This is a genomic window from Aliivibrio kagoshimensis, from assembly GCF_050337105.1.
In the GTDB taxonomy this organism is placed as follows: domain Bacteria; phylum Pseudomonadota; class Gammaproteobacteria; order Enterobacterales; family Vibrionaceae; genus Aliivibrio_A; species Aliivibrio_A kagoshimensis.
Genome location: NZ_JAKJSQ010000002.1, coordinates 40,718 through 59,774, shown reverse-complemented (window position 1 = coordinate 59,774; position 19,057 = coordinate 40,718). Strand labels below are relative to the sequence as shown.

Below are 19,057 nucleotides of genomic sequence, written 5' to 3'. Positions count from 1 at the left end.
GCCTACAAAGGCGCTTTATTTTCATATTAAAACAATAACTAAGAGTCAATTGAGTCTTCTAATTCTTCAGCAAATGTTTCTGCGTACTCTCTCACTTTGTCATAGTAAGCATTTTCAGCCACGTCCTGTAATTGTGTTAAATACTGAGCATCTCCAGACAAACCAAGCACTCTACAAACCCACGCATGGTAATCTTGAGACAGTTTAGCTCGGAAAACATATTGGCTCGACCCATCTAAACTCTTACTTAATACTTCTAGCAACGCGGCATTTTTAGGATAGTGTTTATAAATCAATCTAACCGCTTTTGCCTGCAAATTAATATCGTCCGAGGCAACCATTGCATATAGTTGACGCTCTTTCCAGTCAAGATCAATACCTTTAGGTGGCGCTCTATGAATATATACGGCAGTCGCTGCTCTCTCCTTTAAAAACTCAATATTTTTAGAAGCGTATTCTCTCATTTTTTCTGTTTTAGATTCGTTAGACAGCTCTTCCAAATAATCGAGATAATTCATGTTTCCTGAAGAGGCTAGCGCCTTAATAGCCAGCTCTACTTCTCGCTTGCCTTTCTTATCTAATAAAATACTTTTGTTAGCAGTTATTTTTGATTTGATTTGATTGAACAGTCTTTCGCTATTTAACCAATTCTTGGTTATTTCTTTATATGTATCGGTTCGTACATCATATGAATCATTGTTTATTCCTAACAAGAAATCATTAATGATGGCTGTTGGTATATAATCGGAAGACAAAAAGTCTGTATTCATATTACTGGCATAGATCTCATCTACTCTCTTAAACAGATCTTTTTTATATTCAAGTGAGAGGGTATGAACGTTACTATCCGCTTGGTAGCCTGGAGTTTTGCGTTCTACATTTTTAATCAAATGATTAACCACTGATAGTGAATAATTAACATCATGCTCCACATTTTGAGGCGACTGAACATCAGTCATATCACCTTTAAAACTAAAGCTTGCTGTTAAATGTTTTGAATTAAATGTTGCCGCTAATAGAGTATCTTTGTATACCTTAAAATAATAATGAACCCTAGGGTTTGCTAACCGTCCCATAGCAAAAGGGGTATCATCACCAACGTACATTCTACGATAGCTCATCGTAATATCTAATTTAGCAACATTTTTATCTGAAGGCGTTGCCAGTAACCCTCTTTTATCTAAAGAGTATTTAAGATGGTCAGTCATGATCTGTTGCATCTGTTTGGTCGTGAACATCCCAATTCGATTATATCTTTGAACTATATCCAAATTAATATCAGATACCTCATACTTAACACCTTTATCTAATGACGCTTCAAGCACCACTTTAGGTGCCGAAGAGCACCCAAACATTAGAATCGAAGCCAACAACAGCAAAACTGACCTAAACATAATTATCCTTTATTTTTTGGTTATTAATTATTTTGCAAACATATAATCATAAATTAACAGGTATACCCATAGTTGAGACTTTCTTACATTTTGTTTCATTAATAAATGAGATGCATCATGGTTCATTCAACTTAATTAATGAAAATTAATAGGGAGATATACCACTGATAGAACACTTTTCTATATATAAATCTATCAACAGTGTGGAAGGCGGAGGGGGGGGGAGATGAGACTCGTTAAACTGGAACCTAAAGATAACCATAGATTCCAGTATATTGGGGAGCGATTAAAATTTATAATTCAAACCCAGTGACAGTGAGTGTTCACTATTTTCGTAAAACGTTATATTTGATGATTGTTCGCTGATTGAAACAAATGAAATAAGAGATAAGTCATCGTATGAGAATAGGTTTTTATATTCATAGGCAACGAACAGACTCAATAGATCATCGGATCGGGTTTTGTTGAATAATGGATTCAATGCATCATAATCTTCATTTGCGTAACTAGCTGTTACTACAAACTGATGATTATTAAGGATTTTAAATACACTCAGTTCAGCGCCAATAGAGGAGAAAGACATCGCATCACCCTCAGCCGAAACCTCTTTATACAGCAATGAGGGTACTAAAAACGAAGAACGTGAAAGTGCTAGTTTATAACTCGCTTTCGAGTAAACAGTCGTTGCATCACGTTCAAGTACTTTCAGATCAGACCCAGAGTGTTCCTGCTCATACTCACTATCCCCAAAAGCGACATCAATCGAAAGAGCTGAGCCGGCGATCTCTTTAAATTGCAGACGATATGCGTTGCCTTCAACATCTGTTTTCTCACGTTTAGCCCCTGTAAGATATGGATCCTGCCAAGCATCTCCAGAAAGTACCGTTGGTAAATATGAAAACGAAACCACCGTTTCATTCGATAGTTTTTGTCGATACCCCATCTCTAAAGCTAACGTTCCGACCGCCACATCTTCACGGGTTGTACCAATAAATAGCTGTTTATCCAACTGAGTACCAAACGTAAAGGCAAGATTCCCAAGCGGGGCAAGATAGACGTTAGATTCCCCATTACCCCTTTTATCTAACCCGGTTAATATCTCATCACTGTCTGTATTTAGATTAGAATCACTTTCACTGTAACCCGTAACTATCGATACTTCGCCACTAAATCCTGGTTGTTCACTCAAACTAGCCGTCGCGGAAATACTAAAAAACGATGATACAACCGCCGTAGCAATTGCTGTGATTCTAATCCGACACATTTTCATTTGGATATCCCTTATGAATGGCATAATACACGCCAATTTTTCCATCATTAATTCTATGAATCCAAATAAAAGCAAACTAATCGTTCATTCGCAAGGCATTCTTTTTATGAATAGTCATCAAATCTAGTTTTGTACACGAATAGCGCTCAATTTAGCCCGAAATACAAAACGAAAAGATAAAATAAAATTACATACCATGCCCAAAAGAACCCCAGGGACAATAGCCACTATGTGCCAGCTTTCGACCATAATCGTATTCTGAAATGGCCAGTTAGTCATCGGGTTGTCGATACCCATTAGCCACCAATAACATAACCAATTAGGAACAAATCCTATCGATGAAACAACCAAAAAGTGAAACCACTCTTTATAAGCACGATTCTCACTTTTAAAAGTGACTTTTCTATTGATCCACCAACTGGAAGACGCGGCAACCAAAACAGCAATACTTCGTGAAAGAGGTAGTGATAAAAAAAGGGAAAGTAGGCTCATCATCAACACATCAATCGTAAAGGCAATACAACCTGATATTCCAAAAAATCCTATCTTTCGTACTATAGTATTCATCCTTATAGGCCACAATAGACCAAAGTACGTTTTTTAGATTGTCCCACTTCCCGACACTGGGTAAACCAATTTGTCTGATATCTACTGTGATTCTGAGTCTCGTAGACCACATAACTTGGTCGTTGGATCTCCTCAAGGTTTTTTACATCAATAGCCACTCCTTGAGAGTAGTATTGACCAGAGAATGGACGTTTATCTAAATAGAATAAGCTGACATCTTGATAGTTATCCTGCTGCTTCCATATGTTTAATAAGTCTTTTTCCGCTTGTTTACTGGTTAAGCCAAATGACAACAAGATGGCGACTACAGAAATGATCAGACACGTTAGCAGTCCAGCATATTTAACATATTTCTTTGTTCTAACACTTTCAAGGTCGATATTGCACGCTATCAATATTGCCATAGGCGGAATGGCAGGCATAACGTAACTCGGAAGTACATTACCCGCTAAAGTAAATAAAATCAGCGGCGATAACATCCACGACCAAAGGAAGGTTCTAAAGGCACTGTCTCCGACCGAGTTTATTCGAGAATGGATAAATCCTTTTACCGTTTGCCAAATAATTAATGGCGACCATGGGAAAGCAGCCAGCAACCAGAACAACCAAATCGTTCCTCGGGTTTCTTTATGAGCATTACCATAAAGATCGCCTTGCCACCCACTCACAACAAATCGTTTAAAATGCTCACCAACAATAAAATAATCGAGAAAACCTGGTGTTTTCATTTCAGCCATAACATACCAAGGCAAAGTAAATAGAAGAAAAATACCGATTGCCTTACGCCATGGGAAAGCCCGTACTAAGCTCCAACGGCCTGCTAAGGTTAACCATGCAATTAACGACATGCCCACCAAGACTAAGGTTAATGGCCCTTTTGATAACATCCCTAACGCTAAACCTATCGAAAATATCAGCGCCCATTTCGTTGCATTAGTGGATTCAGACTCCACTTTTGAAAATTGCCAAAACCCTAACATGGTTAATGTAATGGAGAATGTTAGAGCGGTATCGGTCATTACGGACCCACCGACAACAATAAATACAGCACTGGTAGCAGTGATAAGCACCGACAGTGCACTAACTGCCTTCACTTTAGTCTCACTGCTTGCTAAATATCCAACCAAAGCGAGCGTCATCAACGCCACAAATAAATGCGGGATCCGAACACTAAACTCACTCAACCCAAACAGGTTAATACCCGTTGCACTCATCCACGTAAACAGCGGTGGTTTTCCCCAAAATGGCACATTATAATCAAACATTGGGGTGACCCAATTCCCTGTTTCGGCCATGATTCTCGCCATTTCACCATAGCGTGCTTCGGTCGTATCCATTAATGGAATAGCAGCTAAGCTAATCAAACGAATGACTAGGATTAACGCCGTAATAACTACAGCAAGAGTAACCCACTCCCTCTCATTAATGGATTGAGTATTGTTCGTTAAATCACGCTTCATGCAACTGCTCTCTTACTCGTTTTTCTGATTCAATTTTTTTCTTTTTTTCATCCATCACTAAATAGAGTGGCCTATTTTTGGTTTCAATAAAGATTCGTCCCACATACTCACCCAGCAACCCTATCGACAATAATTGAACGCCGCCTAACATTAGTAAGGCGCACATCAGCGAAGGATACCCGGCAACCGGATCGCCAAACATAAGCGTTTTTGCCATTAAGATAACCATAAAGGTCAAAGCCACAAAAGAGAGCATGCCCCCTGTAACAGTTGCGAGGCGAAGTGGTTTAGTACTAAAAGACGTAATCCCATCAACGGCAAGATGTATAAGGGAAAAATAATTCCACTTTGTGCTTCCAGCAGCTCGTTCTAAGCGGTCAAACTCAAGCGTTGTTCGTTTAAAGCCAGGCCACGCAAATAAACCTTTCATAAAACGTGTTCGTTCAGGAAGAGCATTAATGTGTTTAACCACTTTGCTATCCAATAATCTAAAATCACCAACATTCTGAGGAATTGGCGTATCAGATAACTGCTTCATGACCTGATAAAACAGTGAAGCAGTAGCTCGCTTTACCCATCCCTCTCCCGCTCTGCTGCTCCTTTTCATATCAACAACGTCATACCCCTTCTTCCATTCCGACACCATTTGGGGAATCAGCTCAGGGGGATCTTGTAGATCGGCATCCAGTAAAATGACCGCTTGTCCTCGAGATTTTTGCAACCCCGCACTCATCGCGGGCTCTTTTCCAAAGTTTCTGGACAACCTTACACACACAACTTCGATGTTTTCATTAGGAGGCGTTAATTCGCAGATTCGTTGCCATGAGCTATCATCACTTCCATCATCGATGTAAATGATCTCAGCAGCTATTCCCATGTTAACAAGGGTTTCGCACACTCTATTGTGGCAACGCTGAATCACTTCTTGTTCATTGAACAGTGGAATTATGAGCGAAATTTCTCGCGCTGAGTTTGGTGGATTCGTGCTATTTCGATGTTCAGATAAAACCGTCAGCATTTCTATCTCACTTATAGAATTATTTAATGCCCAAATTCTATTCCACACCGTGTCAAAAAATTGTTTTCTACGTTTTTTTCACACTCACCTAGGTTATTATGGCGTCATAAGAGGGGGGGAAAATGAAGTTACTATTAATTGAAGATCATAAAGATATTGCTGGGGTTATTTTTGATTTTTTCGAAATTAAAGGCCATACCTTAGATTATGCTAGCGATGGTCTTCAAGGCTATAATCTGGCTCGAGCACAATTCTTTGACCTTATTATTCTTGATATCATGCTCCCAAAAATGGATGGTTTTACTGTTTGTGAAAAGCTTCGTCAAGATGGCGTCACTACCCCTATTTTGATGCTGACAGCTCGGGATACGAAAGAAGATACCCTTTCAGGCTTTAGCCACGGTGCGGATGATTATTTAGTCAAACCTTTTGATTTAGATATTCTCGAAGCACGAATTCTCGCTTTAGTAAAAAGACAAAGTGGATTTCAATCATCGTCAGAGATCCATTATGAACAGCTCTCCTTAGATTTGTCATCCCGAACGTTAACCCGTCAAGGGTTGAAATTTGTACTCAACCCGACTCAATTTTCAATCATTCAACAATTGATGAAAGTCGCCCCTAATATCGTCACTAAACAAGAGATATTGCACCTATTATGGGGAGATAATGAACCAGAATCTGACATATTACGCAGTCATATCTATCAGCTAAGAAACTTAATCGATAAACCATTCCCGCACTCTTACATTAAAACCGTACCCAAGATTGGCTATCAATTAATAAGTGAACAGCATGACGACTAAAAAACGCAGTGCCAAACAACTTACCTTTATCTACTTTTCTATTGTAGCTTGCTCCATCATTCTTATTCATGCCACTGTGTTTAACTCCACCATGGATGGGCTTGAAGAGTTGGTGGCTAACAATCGATTGGATTATGTCAAAGAGAATGCGGTAAAAATGCTGGAGAATAGTGGCCAAAACAGCATAAATTACAGTGACGATATCGATCTTTACTACTATAGCCAGGCGCTCAATGCTCGCATCAAACTTCCAAGTGACGTTCCTCTACATCAGACCTTCGAAGTATACGAGAATAGTAGTTTACTGCTAAAGACAGAAGCATTTATACAAAGAACAATAGACAGCCAAGGACGTGATGTATACATGATCATTGTCGATAGTTCATTTGAACTGAGTGAAAATCAGATGGTGCAAAAACAGACCACTGTTATTTTGTTCTCATTTACACTGTTAATGATCAGCTTTTTCGCAATTTTAAAAATTTCAAGCATCCTCACTGCCCCTTTATCAAAATTGACTAAAGAACTCAATGAACGATCGAGCCATGATATGTCGCTGATCAATAGCGATACACACAGTAACACCTTAGAGATGGATCTGTTGATCAATACCATCAACAACCATTATGAACGTATTGAGCAGTTATTAGCCCGTGAAAGAGATTTTACTCGCTATGCCAGTCATGAACTTCGCTCTCCGTTAATGGTGATTAAAGGCGCGACAAATCTATTAGGGCAATCGGATGATATTGACTTTAACCATCGACAAAAACAGCGTATACGGAAATCAACGGAAGAGATGTCCGACTTTGTTGAAACTCTTCTTTCATTAACCAGAAGTGAAAGCGAAGAGACAAAAATAGCACGCGATATTTGCCAGCAAGAACTCATTAACATTGCTGCCTCTCACGCCCACCTCATAGCAGACCGACCAATACACTGGACAGTAGAAGTTGATCAAGACACCTGCAGTTATATTCCTGAGAAGGTACTCAGTATTTTACTTGGGAATATTATTAAAAATGCTTTCGCCTGCACTGAAGCTGGTGATGTTTTCATTACGGCTGATAACAGAGGGTTTACAGTAAGTGACTCAGGCATTGGTCTTGAAAACCAAACCAGAGGAGTTGAAGGTTACGGATTAGGGTTAGTCATCGTTCGAGATATTTGCCATCGTTATCAAGCGGAATTTACCCTAAAGAACCAAACCGATTCCTCAGGGTGTATTGCTACCATACGTTATCGGCATTGAGAATTGCTTACTTAACCAATAACTCTTTCAGTTCAATCAAAGAAGAGACTTGATAGTGAGGATTGATACCAACGGGTTTATCGCTGCCATCAACGTTAAGCCAGCAGGTATCAATACCCGCATTCAACCCGCCTAATACGTCTGAATGAGGGTTATCACCGACCATCAATACACGATCTTTGTTTGGTGTGCCCATTCTCGCTAATGCGTGTTCAAAAATGCCCACGTCTGGCTTGGCAATGCCTACCTCTTCAGAAATCACAACATGAGAGAAATAATCACTCATCCCAGTTCTTTCAAGGCGAATGGCTTGCAGTTCCGTAAAGCCGTTAGTGATGATGCCCATCTGAGCTTTACCACTGATCGCTTCCATAAGCTCTTTCGCTCCAGGCAGTAAAGTACAAATGTCAGCCATCGCTTCAAGGAAACCACTATTAAGGGCTTGAGTCGTGGTCTCTAGCTTATCTGCCCATGTTTGAAAACGCGTATGCTTCAGCTGAGCAGCGGTAATATCACCATTTTGATAATCGACCCAAAGTGGTTTATTCACGAGCTGATAGTAACTGAAGTCATCTAATGAAAAATTAACTCCTAAGCGAGAAAACATCAGCTGCATCCCTTTAAAAGCATCAAAATGAAACAGGGTTTCGTCAGCATCAAATAAAATCCAATCGTACTTCATCATCTATTCACCTTTATAAAAACGTGCTTAGTGTAACCCTATTTTAAATGATTGCCTAAACAGGTTCAGATGTTTATTCTCTAGCTAGCATTCACACCACACTCTCCACCAGACAGTTAAAGGCGCATTTATGACAGATACACACGCTTACCCTATCGGCACACCCACCAAAGCATGGGGCCAAGCTGAACGCACACAATGGCTAGAAACCATGACCATAAAGCGCTCTTATTTAGATGAAGTTGTGACTAAATTGCAGCAATTAAGCCAACGTTTTGAACTGATTCAGTACGGCGCCCTCTCTTATAATATTGAGAAGTACCCTCTATTTGCTTTAAAATCACACAATTGGGATGCAAATAAACCCACTCTCCTGGTCACTGGTGGTGTTCACGGTTATGAAACCAGCGGTGTTCATGGCGCTATCCAATTTTTAGATACCAAAGCAGAGAGTTACCACGAACATTTCAATATTGTTGTCGCTCCTTGTGTCAGCCCGTGGGGTTATGAAGTGATTAATCGCTGGAACCCTAATGCGGTTGATCCGAATCGCTCTTTTTACGCTGAAAGTCCCTCAGAAGAAGCGGCGTCATTGATGGCATTTATTGATAGCCTCACCTGTCCAATCACAGTTCATATCGACCTTCATGAAACCACCGACACCGATAACAGTGAGTTTCGTCCTGCTCTGGCTGCTCGTGATGGTATCGACATTCCGTTCAGTGAAATACCGGATGGATTCTACCTAGTAGGCGACACCAATAACCCACAACCCGCCTTTCAAAAAGCGATGATAGCCTCGGTGAAAAAAATCACTCACATTGCGTTGCCTGATAGCGATGGAAACATCATTGGTTCGGTATTGGAGCAAGAGGGAGTGATTAACTACCCGATGAAGAAGCTCGGGTTGTGTGGCGGTTTTACCGATTGTGATTACAGCAGCACCACGGAAGTCTATCCAGACAGTCCAAAAGTATCAGAGCAGGAGTGTAATGATGCTCAGGTCGCTGCGATAACTGGAGCGTTAGATTTCTTAATCCAGTAAATAAAAAAGCCACTAGTCTCGCTAGTGGCTCTCTTCTCTATTCACTCTTTTTAATCATTACTTCCAAGCATTCAGTGGTAACCAATCCACTTTTACCCCAGCTTGTTTGAACATATCTTCACTGATTTTTATTTTGTCTCCCCAGCGAGATAAGAAGTCTTGACTCTGCTCGGGACAATGCACTTCGGAAATGCCAGTTTGAATAATCTTAGCGGCACAATTTGGACAAGGAAAATGTGTCACCCAGATATCACAACCGTCTAAATCACGCTTAGCAAAAAGAATCGCGTTCTCTTCGGCGTGTAACGTTTTCAGCAATTTCATGTCTCTGTCATCGGTATCAGCACTGTCAGAAATCCCATGTGGGTAGCCGTTAAAACCCACCGACACGATACGGATATGTTCTGTAATCACAGCACCCACTTGCGTCGAAGGATCTTTACTCCATGAACCGACAAGCTCTGCCATCTGAAAAAAACGTTTTGCCCACTTAGAGTCCATTGTTCATCCTTTTTCAATTTACACAATTACCAGTTAACTGCCTGGTATAATACCCTCTAAGATAGATAAAATTGAACAGTAAAAATAGTTATATTTAAAACAGCTTCAAACCAAAAGCATGTTTAACTTGATTGAGCAGTTGATTGGCCTCTTCTTGAGAACGTTCACTGCCCTCCTTGATGATGGAGATCAACTGCGCTTTATCGTCCATATAGGCGGCTCTTCTCTCTCGAATCGGTTCCAAGAACTGCTGTAAACACGCTTCTAAGATCTTCTTCGTCGCTCCATCCCCTAATCCACCTTGCTGGTAGTGCTGTTTTAACTCCTCAACATACTGTGCATCTGGATGAAAAGCATCCAGATAGGTAAACACCACATTCCCTTCTACTCTACCTGGATCGTTTACATTTATGTGTAAGGGGTCGGTATACATTGCCTTAACTGCTTTTGAAATCTCTTTATCGGTTGCGTTTAAAAGAATGCAGTTACCCATGGATTTAGACATTTTACTTTTACCATCCGGAGCGGGAAGTCTCGAAATTTTACTCAGAAGCGGTTTGCACTCAACCAAAATCTCCTGATCAGCGATATTATTAAGCTTTCTCACTATTTCATTTGTCTGCTCAATCATGGGTAATTGATCATCACCAACAGGCACTAGTGTTGCTTTAAATGCGGTAATATCTGCTGCTTGGCTTATTGGGTAGGTTAAAAATCCAGCCGGAATAGAGGCGCCAAACTTTTTATTCGCTATCTCACTTTTTACCGTCGGGTTTCTCTGTAATCGAGCTACTGAGACTAGGTTAGAGTAGTACATGGTCAATTCAGCTAATGCCGGAATTGCCGATTGCAAACAGATGGTGGTTTTACTCGGATCAATGCCGACAGCCAGATAATCTGCGACTACATTAAGAATGTTCGATGAGACTTTTTGAGGGGTATTACCATTATCGGTTAACCCCTGAAGATCGGCGACGAGAATGGTTTGTTGATATCGATGTTGAAGTTCGACTCGATGCTGCAAAGAACCGATATAGTGGCCGAGGTGAAGTTGTCCAGTTGCACGGTCACCAGTAAGAATTTTTTCGTTGTTCATAATGTTACTCCTAAGTGAGACCACCGGAGACATTATTGCGTTTCTATTCAAAATACTGTCATCCGACGGCTTTTGAATATGTGTGATTCAGCGCCGCTCTATAAAATAGAACGCCACCAACTGTTGCTAATTAATTGAAAAATAATCACTGTTTTCATTTTTTCACCCTATCAAATGTTACCTCACTATTCAAGAGAGCAAATAACGCACGCTACCGACAGTCATAAGGTGATAATTCAGTAGCTACAGGGTAAAATGACCCCAATTCCACTTTGTAGAAACCATTATGCACTCCCAGCCAACCTGTTTTACTCCTTTTAAAAAGTCGATTGATTCCTACTCACTGCCAGAGCGTTTTACGTTTCCTTTTTTCTATCAGCCTCATCCTCTGTGTGAATTGGCTGCGGAAGAGTTACAGCATCACTTAATGCATCAGCAGACTTGGCAGCATGACTTTGGACTCGCTGAGGATAATCGTACTGGCACTGGAAAAATGTTTGGGGTGCTACTGGTACAGACTCAACACGGTGAGATCGGTTATCTTTCTGCATTTTCTGGCAAAGTGGCCGATTCCAATCATTTGCCCGGCTTTGTTCCTCCAGTGTTTGACATGCTCACCAAAGAGGGATTTTTTCGCATTGGCCAAGAGGAGCTAAAACAGTTCTCTAACCGTATTCAAATCCTCAGCGCTAACCCTGAGATTGCACGCTATCAACAGGCGGTAAGTGATACACACGCAAGCAGTCATGTACAGATAGAGAACCATAGAGCCGACATGATCGAGGGACGAAAACGTCGAAAAGTCCTCAGAGCAGAAGCCGAAGCGCATCAAGCGAATAATTCAGAACTCACCGCGTTAATGGCGCAACTGGGTAAAGAGAGCGTCAAAGAGAAGAATCAACTCAAAGCGCTCAAAAGCTATTGGGATGAACAACTGGCTGCTGCTGAAAATAACTTGAAGCCGCTTCTTGATGAGATCAATCAATTAACCATGCAAAGAGCGGCTTTATCAGCCACTTTGCAACAGAAGTTATTTCAACAATATCAGTTTCTAAACAGCCATGGAGAGTTGAAAAGTCTGCAAGCCATTTTTAAAGAGACACCCATGCGAACTCCCCCCGCAGGCTCCGGAGAGTGTGCAGCACCTAAACTGCTGCATTATGCCTTTAACCACCAACTAAAACCTTTGGCATTAGCGGAATTTTGGTGGGGCGTCTCTCCAAAATCGGAAGTGAGACAGCATAAAAACATCTACCCGGCATGCCTAGGTAAATGTCATCCCATTTTAGGTCATATGCTCGTAGGAGTAGAACAGGATGAGAATCCACTACTGAGCAACCCTGCCATCGGAAAGTCCATCGAGGTTCTCTATCAAGATGAGGTGATGTTGGTGATCAATAAACCTGCTGGTTTTCTCTCGGTACCGGGTAAGAGCATAGAGGATTCAGTACAGCACCGCATGGAACAGCTATTTCCTCACGCCAAAGGTTTCCTGATTGTGCATCGACTTGATATGGCGACATCCGGTTTGATGGTGATCGCTTTAAGTAAGCGTGCCCATAAAAGCCTACAGAAGCAGTTTATCTCACGCTCGATCACCAAACGTTACGTGGCCCTTATTGATGGCGAGTTAGAGCAGACACATGGCGAAATCACGCTACCACTACGTGGTGACCTCATTGACCGGCCTCGTCAACTGGTCTGTTTTGAACATGGAAAACCCGCCCACACGAAATGGCAGGTCATTGACGTCAAAAACGGCAGAACGCGCGTCTATCTGTCACCAAAAACTGGACGTACTCACCAACTTCGTGTTCATTGCGCCCATTCGCTTGGGTTTGCTATGCCAATAGTTGGCGATGATCTGTATGGCAAGCCAGCTAAGCGTTTACACCTTCACGCCGAATCCTTAAGCCTGCATCACCCCATCACTCACGAGGAGATGCAGTTTCAAGTTGACCCTGACTTTTAACTCAGCTCTGAGGGTGCTCGTTGCGGTAAAACCAGCGAGCACGAGCATGGTCATACACCCAATTAAACACAATGGCGTAGCCAAAAAAGAACACCAGAAAAACAGCTTCCAAAGCCAATGCCGACAGCAGAGATATCTGCAAGAACCACGCGACCACTGGCACCGTCACAAATATCAACCCCCCTTCAAAACCCACCGTATGTTTAAGACGAGTGTTGAAACTGCGCGTCTCTCTATCGCCGCCAAACTGCTTATCATACCAAAGGTTATAAAAGTAGTTCCATACCACGGTATAAAGGCTCAAACCCACACCGACTACCACCATCGAACTGGCTTCTTTCCCTGTTGCCATTGAAGCTAGCGGAATCACTAAAGCCAAAGCGATCAGCTCAAACAGTACCGCGTGAATAATACGTTCAGTTGTTGTCATCAGTTTCTCTCTTTTATGAAAATGTTTAACTTGTGGCTATTATCATTTCAAACTAAGATAGATAAAAGTTACTTACCATCACAAAAACTGATATGCCATCACTCGACCAACTTTATGCATTTGTCACCACTGTTCAAACAGGTTCATTTTCTGCGGCTGCTCGCCGGTTAGGAAAAGTACAGTCTGCCATCAGTCAAAATATTATGAATATGGAGATAGATACCAATCAAATTCTGTTTGACCGCAGTGGTCGCTACCCGATATTAACAGCGGCAGGAGAGGCTCTGCTCCCACAAGCCGAAGCGGTCATAGCTCAACACCAACGGCTTAACTTCCAGTTAGAAGCGATTAACAATCACGAGACGCTTAAAATCACGCTAGCGATTGATGAAGGAATTCCCTACCTTGGATTAACCGAACTGCTGCCCACTTTGGTGGATCAATACCCCCAATTACAGTTGGAATTTCTCAGTGCATCAAGTCAAGATGTACTGCAATTGGTGAGTGAACAACGTGCTGATACCGGGTTAATATTCAGTGAGCTAAACTACCCTAAAGCGATCGATTTTGAGACGATTGGCGCCATTGCTTTTGATGTGTTCGTCAGTACTCAACACCCACTCGCACAACAACCAACCGCGCACCTCGACATTCTCAAGCTACACCGTCAACTCGTTATTGGATCAAAAGGAGAGTCTCATTCATGGCTTAATCAAGCCCACTCGCCAGACGTGTGGTATTCAGATAACTACTATGTGCTCCTCGAATTGACAAAATCGGGGTTTGGTTGGGCGCTGCTTCCCGAGCACTTGGCACAAGATGCGGTCCTCTCAAAGCAGCTGTGTCATCTGCCATTTGAGCATGAGCAACTGGCCTGGCAGACCAACATTGATCTCATTCATCGAACTGGGATTGAGACAGAGGTCAGTAATCAACTGAGAAAACGATTAAGGTCGTTAATAAAAAAACAGTAAACTTTTAATTGGATATCAACTCTCCAAGTGTAACCTCTGCCGTTACTTTTATTCTATTATCTGCATTTTTCTCGACCAAGAATGCACCGCCTCGTTCAGACAGCTGCCTTACCGACAATATAGGTTTATTCAAAACGTCAAACCAATAGGCGGCCAGTGAACACTGTGCAGACCCTGTTGCGGGGTCTTCATTAATTCCAATCTTTGGCGGAAAGTAGCGCAGAACATAATCGCACTGCTCACCTTTCGCTGTCACGATTAAAGCATGATAATCTTTCATCGTGGTTAACAGAGATAAATCTGGTTGAAATTCCCGTACTTGTTGCTCATCTTTCAGCACCACAACCAAATCTCGAGTTTTAAACATGGATAATGGTTCAATAGCGAGTGATCTAACGATATCGCAATCTGCGGCCACAGCTTGCCCCTGCCAAGAAGGTAATGACAAAGAGAAATCTTTCCCTTTTTTTGCAACGCTCAAATTACCAAATGGGCTGTTAAATACCACCGGCTGATCGCTAAACGGATAGCGCTTAAAAACCAGTGCTGCTGCCGCTAGCGTGCCATGACCACACAGGTTAATCTCAGTGACAAGGGAGAACCAACGAATATGATAGTCATCCCCGTCTTTAACGACAAAAGCGGTGACTGGCTGAGCATATTGTTGGGATATCGCCAACAACTCGTCATCGGCTATCCACGATGACAGTTCCACTGCCGCTGCAGGGTTGCCTCTACTGTGTTGGTCAGTAAATACATTGAAAATCTGTACTTGTCTCATTGAGGTCCCTGTTACTGCTTACTATGAAAATCTAGCAATTTGCACACTTGTTTGTATACAAAATCAATTAAAAGATGCTAAATATTTCATTATCAATTACCCTATACACATTACCTTTATTTATTAATATCAACCAGCTGATTATTAACCAAGCGGAGCGTTCCTCTTATTATGTCTGACAAAAAAAAGATAGGGCAAAAGAAGCCCAAGTCTGTGGCAGTTACTCAGACCCAAGATGATGTGGTTTATGGACACATTTTTGATGCCATTCTAGAACAACGCCTGCCACCAAATACCAAGCTGAATGAAGAAGCTCTTGGTGAGATATTTGGCGTGAGCCGAACTATTATCCGACGCGCCTTACTCCGACTCTCTGTTGAGCAAGTTGTCGATATTCGTCCGAATCGAGGTGCGATTGTTGCGGCACCTAGTGTTGAAGAGGCGAAACAAGTTCTTAAAGCTCGTGAGGTTCTGGAACTCTCTATTACTGAGCTGGCGGTCGAAAATGCCACCGCTGAAAAAATCAAAGAGCTGCGGGAGTTGGTTGCGAAAGAGAACGAAGCTCACGCTCAAGGTGATGTAGGTCGTGGCATCCGTATTTCTGGCGAGTTCCACATTCAACTTGCCCATATGGCGGACAATACCCCTCTTCTCTCTTTCCAACGCAGTATTGTGTCGCAAACCTCTCTGATCATCTCACTGTATGAGACTGGTAATCAGAGCCAGGGTCAGTGCTCACTTGATGAACATACTATTTTGTTAGACGCTATAGAAGCAGGCGACAAGAAAAAAGCAATGAGTTTAATGCAGACCCATTTGGACCACATTAAATCAAAATTATCGCTAGATGATGAAGCGATACAAGAGGATCTGCATCTTGTATTCTCTGATGTGATTAAGAAAAAATTAAAAGTCTGATTCTCTACCTTGTATTGGTCAAAAAGGGGATACTTTATGTAGTACCCCTTTTTTATGTCAAACCGACAACATTGACGATTATGGTCGTTGTAATACCACCAAGTCACTCTCATCAAAATAGTGCTCATCACAATTATTTCCTGGACCTGCTCGATCGACAATCAAATGCTGATCGCTCTCAACCAAAGCAAGTATCGGATGATGCCACACCCCTTTATGATAATTAACCCCTTGCTTACCATTGCTGATAAACGCTTTTAAACTCTCACTTTTGGGGTGTTCTCCCTTCTCGGCAACCACGATTAAGTATGGATTACCCAACAATGGAATAAAGGCTTGTGAGCCTAATGGGTGACGCTCAACCATCTTAATCGTTAGTGGATATTCAAGGGGAGTGGCCTCAAAAATACTGATGATAGTTTTTCCCCCTTGCTCTTCCACATCAACATTTGCCAGTTCATGATAACGGCGTGTGGAGCCATTATTAATCAAAAAGAAATCACTGCCATCTCTTTCAATCACATCACCAAACTGAGAAAACGCTTGGGAAGTAAGTGGCTCAGCGGTGAGGATCAATGTATCAATCTGTCGTTGCATGCTCTCTCCAATAACCTAATCATTATTGCTGATCTCATAGTAAAGATTACAATTAACGCCTTAAGTTGTACACGATAATGAAACGAATAAGTGACAATATTTTCGTCTACTCACTCTTTGGTAAAATTAATATTGCGCGAAAGTCATTCACATTGGTCAATGTTGGGCCAGTAATCAACAAGCTATCAAGCTGTTTAAAAAAGGTATAACCATCATTATTAGCCAGATAGTGTCTTGTGTTCAGGCCCAATGAAAGACTCTGAGCATAATGATTCGGTAGCAACACCGCTCCTGCATTATCTTCAATACCATCTATGCCATCGGTATCTGCCGCAATAGCATGAATTTGCGGATGCCCTTGCAACTCTTGGCATAAACTTAATAAGAACTCACTGTTGCGACCTCCTCGACCATTCCCCTTGACCGTTACTGTGGTTTCACCTCCTGACAAAATCACACAAGGAAGCGTAAATGGTTGTTCTTTATCAGCGATTTGCTTGGCCAGAGCAGCATGCACTTTGGCCACATCACGCGATTCACCTTCAATACAATCACTCAGAATATAACTAGGAATATCCCAATTTAACGCCTCTGCCGCCGCAGCCTCTAATGACGCTTGTGGGCTTGATATAATGTGAAACTCACTGTTCGTTAAGCACTCGTCGCCCGGTTTTACTGTTTCTGACACTGGGTTACTCAACCAGTCACTTACTGAGGTTGGGATCTCAATATCGTAGCGCTGTAGAATCTCTCTTGCTTGATCACTAGTAGTTGGATCAGCCACTGTCGGACCTGATGCTATGACAGTATCTTCATCACCCGGCACATCAGAGATAGCCAACGTAATTAACCTTGCAGGTGCCGTGGCCTTTGCTAATCGACCTCCTTTAATTGCAGAGAGGTGTTTACGAACACAATTAATTTCGTCAATGGCAGCCCCTGACTTTAACAGCGCTCGATTAATCTGCTGTTTATCTTCCAGCGCTATCCCTGGTGCAGGTAGGCTAAGCAGCGCAGAGCCTCCACCGGATAATAAGCAGATCACCACATCCTCTTCATTCAACGATGAGACTAATGAGAAGATTTTCTCTGCTACCTCACGGCCCGCGCTATCAGGCACAGGGTGAGCAGCTTCAATCACCTCTATCCGCTTGCAAGGAGCAGTGTGACCATATCGCGTGACAACCAGTCCGGAAAGCTCACCGCTCCAAACCGTTTCAAGCTCTTGTGCCATTGAAGCAGCTGCTTTCCCTGCACCAATTACCACGGCTTTACCGGAACGATCTTTTGGAAGATAGGGGGCAATATGACCCGCAGGAAGTGCTTGGTTAACCGCTTGATTAAAAAGAGAGGTTAAAAACTGACGTGTATCAATGTTCATATTAATGCCCCCTATCACTTATCCACGAATCTCGTGATTACCCAGATCTTCAATCGCTCGGATCATTGCTGAATGGTCCCAGTTCTCGCCACCCATAGTGACACATTGGTCAAACAGCACTTGAGCCATCACCGTATTTGGTAGGCTCAGACCCAGCTCTTTGGCGCCAGAGATAGCAAGATTCAGATCTTTTTGGTGTAAAGCGATTTTAAATCCAGGGTCGAATGTCCCTTTCACCATACGCTCACCGTGAACTTCAAGAATCTTCGAGTTGGCAAATCCACCCATTAATGCTTGACGTACGCGAGATGGATCCGCCCCCGCTTTTGAAGCGAAGACTAAGGCTTCAGCGACGGCTTCAATGTTCAGTGCAACAATGATCTGGTTGGCTACTTTACAAATTTGGCCCGCACCATTTTCACCCACTAACGTGATGTTCTTACCTAAGACTTCAAACAGTGGCTTGGCTTTCTCAAACGTTGATTCGCTGCCACCAACCATGATAGTCAGTGCTGCGTTGATAGCACCCACTTCACCGCCAGATACTGGTGCATCGAGAAATTCAGCACCACTCTCTTTCACTCTTTCGGCAATTTTTTTGGTTTCGATTGGACAGATAGAGCTCATATCGATCACGGTTTTGCCCGCTTTCAGTGACTGCTCTACCCCATTATCGCCAAACAATACCTCTTCAACTTGTGGGGTATTTGGCACCATAAGAATGATGACGTCTGCGGCAGCCGCTGCCTCTTTTGCGTTCGGATAGGCAACCCCACCTTTAGCAAGAAGGTCAGCTGGTGCGGCACTGCGTGATTCAGAAAAGACCAGTTGATGCCCCGCATTTTGCAGGTTCAACGCCATTGGTTTTCCCATGATACCGGTTCCGATAAATGCAATCGTACTCATTGTTCTC

19 protein-coding genes are annotated in these 19,057 nt (G+C 42.3%); 6 read left to right on the top strand and 13 right to left on the bottom strand.

What is annotated here, in order from left to right; translation table 11 throughout:
- Positions 1-38: 38 nt before the first annotated feature.
- The 5 genes from L4C32_RS00350 to L4C32_RS00330 all read right to left on the bottom strand — a co-directional run bounded on the left by L4C32_RS00350 (position 39) and on the right by L4C32_RS00330 (position 5,709).
- Positions 39-1,394 carry a hypothetical protein gene (locus L4C32_RS00350; RefSeq protein ID WP_428194856.1) on the bottom strand — a complete coding sequence of 452 codons (1,356 nt, stop codon included), beginning with the start codon at positions 1,392-1,394 and terminating at the stop codon, positions 39-41.
- 286 nt (positions 1,395-1,680) lie between these two features.
- The gene (locus L4C32_RS00345; protein ID WP_428194855.1) at positions 1,681-2,664 is read right to left on the bottom strand and encodes a DUF2860 domain-containing protein; all 984 of its coding nucleotides are present in this window, start codon (positions 2,662-2,664) and stop codon (positions 1,681-1,683) included.
- Between the two features lie 123 nt (positions 2,665-2,787).
- Positions 2,788-3,231, bottom strand: coding sequence for a GtrA family protein (locus L4C32_RS00340; RefSeq protein WP_428194854.1), 444 nt, complete (start codon positions 3,229-3,231; stop codon positions 2,788-2,790).
- Between the two features lie 2 nt (positions 3,232-3,233).
- Positions 3,234-4,691 carry an ArnT family glycosyltransferase gene (locus tag L4C32_RS00335; protein WP_428194853.1) on the bottom strand — a complete coding sequence of 486 codons (1,458 nt, stop codon included), beginning with the start codon at positions 4,689-4,691 and terminating at the stop codon, positions 3,234-3,236.
- Entirely contained in the window at positions 4,681-5,709 is a 1,029-nt protein-coding gene (locus tag L4C32_RS00330) for a glycosyltransferase family 2 protein (protein ID WP_428194852.1), read from the bottom strand. The genes L4C32_RS00335 and L4C32_RS00330 overlap by 11 nt, the downstream gene beginning before the upstream one ends.
- A gap of 122 nt (positions 5,710-5,831) precedes the next feature.
- Here L4C32_RS00330 and L4C32_RS00325 point away from each other — a divergent pair, with 122 nt between their 5' ends.
- Both L4C32_RS00325 and L4C32_RS00320 read left to right on the top strand, forming a co-directional pair.
- Positions 5,832-6,515 (top strand): response regulator transcription factor, encoded by a 684-nt coding sequence (locus L4C32_RS00325; RefSeq protein ID WP_428194851.1) that lies wholly within the window; start codon positions 5,832-5,834, stop codon positions 6,513-6,515.
- Positions 6,505-7,767, top strand: a complete 1,263-nt coding sequence (locus L4C32_RS00320) for a sensor histidine kinase (protein ID WP_428194850.1) — start codon at positions 6,505-6,507, stop codon at positions 7,765-7,767. Before L4C32_RS00325 ends, L4C32_RS00320 begins: the two co-directional genes overlap by 11 nt.
- A gap of 7 nt (positions 7,768-7,774) precedes the next feature.
- Here the strand turns inward: L4C32_RS00320 and yjjG are convergent, their stop codons facing one another.
- Positions 7,775-8,449 (bottom strand): pyrimidine 5'-nucleotidase, encoded by a 675-nt coding sequence (gene yjjG / locus L4C32_RS00315; RefSeq protein WP_428194958.1) that lies wholly within the window; start codon positions 8,447-8,449, stop codon positions 7,775-7,777.
- A gap of 130 nt (positions 8,450-8,579) precedes the next feature.
- On the opposite strand from yjjG, the gene L4C32_RS00310 reads away from it, so the two are divergent.
- Entirely contained in the window at positions 8,580-9,494 is a 915-nt protein-coding gene (locus L4C32_RS00310) for a M14 family metallopeptidase (RefSeq protein WP_428194849.1), read from the top strand.
- A 57-nt stretch (positions 9,495-9,551) separates the two neighbouring features.
- Here the strand turns inward: L4C32_RS00310 and L4C32_RS00305 are convergent, their stop codons facing one another.
- Together L4C32_RS00305 and trpS are read right to left on the bottom strand one after the other, a co-directional pair.
- Positions 9,552-9,995, bottom strand: a complete 444-nt coding sequence (locus tag L4C32_RS00305; RefSeq protein WP_428194848.1) for a dCMP deaminase family protein — start codon at positions 9,993-9,995, stop codon at positions 9,552-9,554.
- Between the two features lie 94 nt (positions 9,996-10,089).
- Complete coding sequence (trpS, locus tag L4C32_RS00300) at positions 10,090-11,091, bottom strand: tryptophan--tRNA ligase (RefSeq protein WP_428194847.1); 1,002 nt, start codon at positions 11,089-11,091, stop codon at positions 10,090-10,092.
- A 286-nt stretch (positions 11,092-11,377) separates the two neighbouring features.
- Here trpS and L4C32_RS00295 point away from each other — a divergent pair, with 286 nt between their 5' ends.
- Positions 11,378-13,063: an RluA family pseudouridine synthase gene (locus L4C32_RS00295; RefSeq protein WP_428194846.1), complete on the top strand. Its 1,686-nt coding sequence runs from the start codon at positions 11,378-11,380 to the stop codon at positions 13,061-13,063.
- Between the two features lies 1 nt (position 13,064).
- Here the strand turns inward: L4C32_RS00295 and L4C32_RS00290 are convergent, their stop codons facing one another.
- A complete protein-coding gene (locus tag L4C32_RS00290; RefSeq protein WP_428194845.1) occupies positions 13,065-13,493 on the bottom strand; it encodes a PACE efflux transporter in 429 nt (142 codons plus the stop codon).
- A gap of 92 nt (positions 13,494-13,585) precedes the next feature.
- On the opposite strand from L4C32_RS00290, the gene L4C32_RS00285 reads away from it, so the two are divergent.
- On the top strand, positions 13,586-14,467 hold the full coding sequence (locus L4C32_RS00285) for a LysR family transcriptional regulator (protein WP_428194844.1): 882 nt from the start codon (positions 13,586-13,588) through the stop codon (positions 14,465-14,467).
- A gap of 4 nt (positions 14,468-14,471) precedes the next feature.
- On the opposite strand, the gene L4C32_RS00280 is transcribed toward L4C32_RS00285, so the two are convergent.
- Entirely contained in the window at positions 14,472-15,248 is a 777-nt protein-coding gene (locus tag L4C32_RS00280) for a PhzF family phenazine biosynthesis protein (RefSeq protein ID WP_428194843.1), read from the bottom strand.
- Between the two features lie 171 nt (positions 15,249-15,419).
- Between L4C32_RS00280 and L4C32_RS00275 the strand changes: the two genes are divergently transcribed.
- The gene (locus L4C32_RS00275) at positions 15,420-16,166 is read left to right on the top strand and encodes a GntR family transcriptional regulator (protein WP_428194842.1); all 747 of its coding nucleotides are present in this window, start codon (positions 15,420-15,422) and stop codon (positions 16,164-16,166) included.
- 78 nt (positions 16,167-16,244) lie between these two features.
- On the opposite strand, the gene L4C32_RS00270 is transcribed toward L4C32_RS00275, so the two are convergent.
- The 3 genes from L4C32_RS00270 to L4C32_RS00260 form a co-directional block, all read right to left on the bottom strand.
- Positions 16,245-16,763 carry an ureidoglycolate lyase gene (locus L4C32_RS00270; RefSeq protein WP_428194841.1) on the bottom strand — a complete coding sequence of 173 codons (519 nt, stop codon included), beginning with the start codon at positions 16,761-16,763 and terminating at the stop codon, positions 16,245-16,247.
- A gap of 106 nt (positions 16,764-16,869) precedes the next feature.
- Complete coding sequence (locus L4C32_RS00265) at positions 16,870-18,144, bottom strand: glycerate kinase type-2 family protein (protein WP_428194840.1); 1,275 nt, start codon at positions 18,142-18,144, stop codon at positions 16,870-16,872.
- 18 nt (positions 18,145-18,162) lie between these two features.
- Complete coding sequence (locus tag L4C32_RS00260) at positions 18,163-19,050, bottom strand: 2-hydroxy-3-oxopropionate reductase (protein ID WP_428194839.1); 888 nt, start codon at positions 19,048-19,050, stop codon at positions 18,163-18,165.
- Positions 19,051-19,057: the final 7 nt, after the last annotated feature.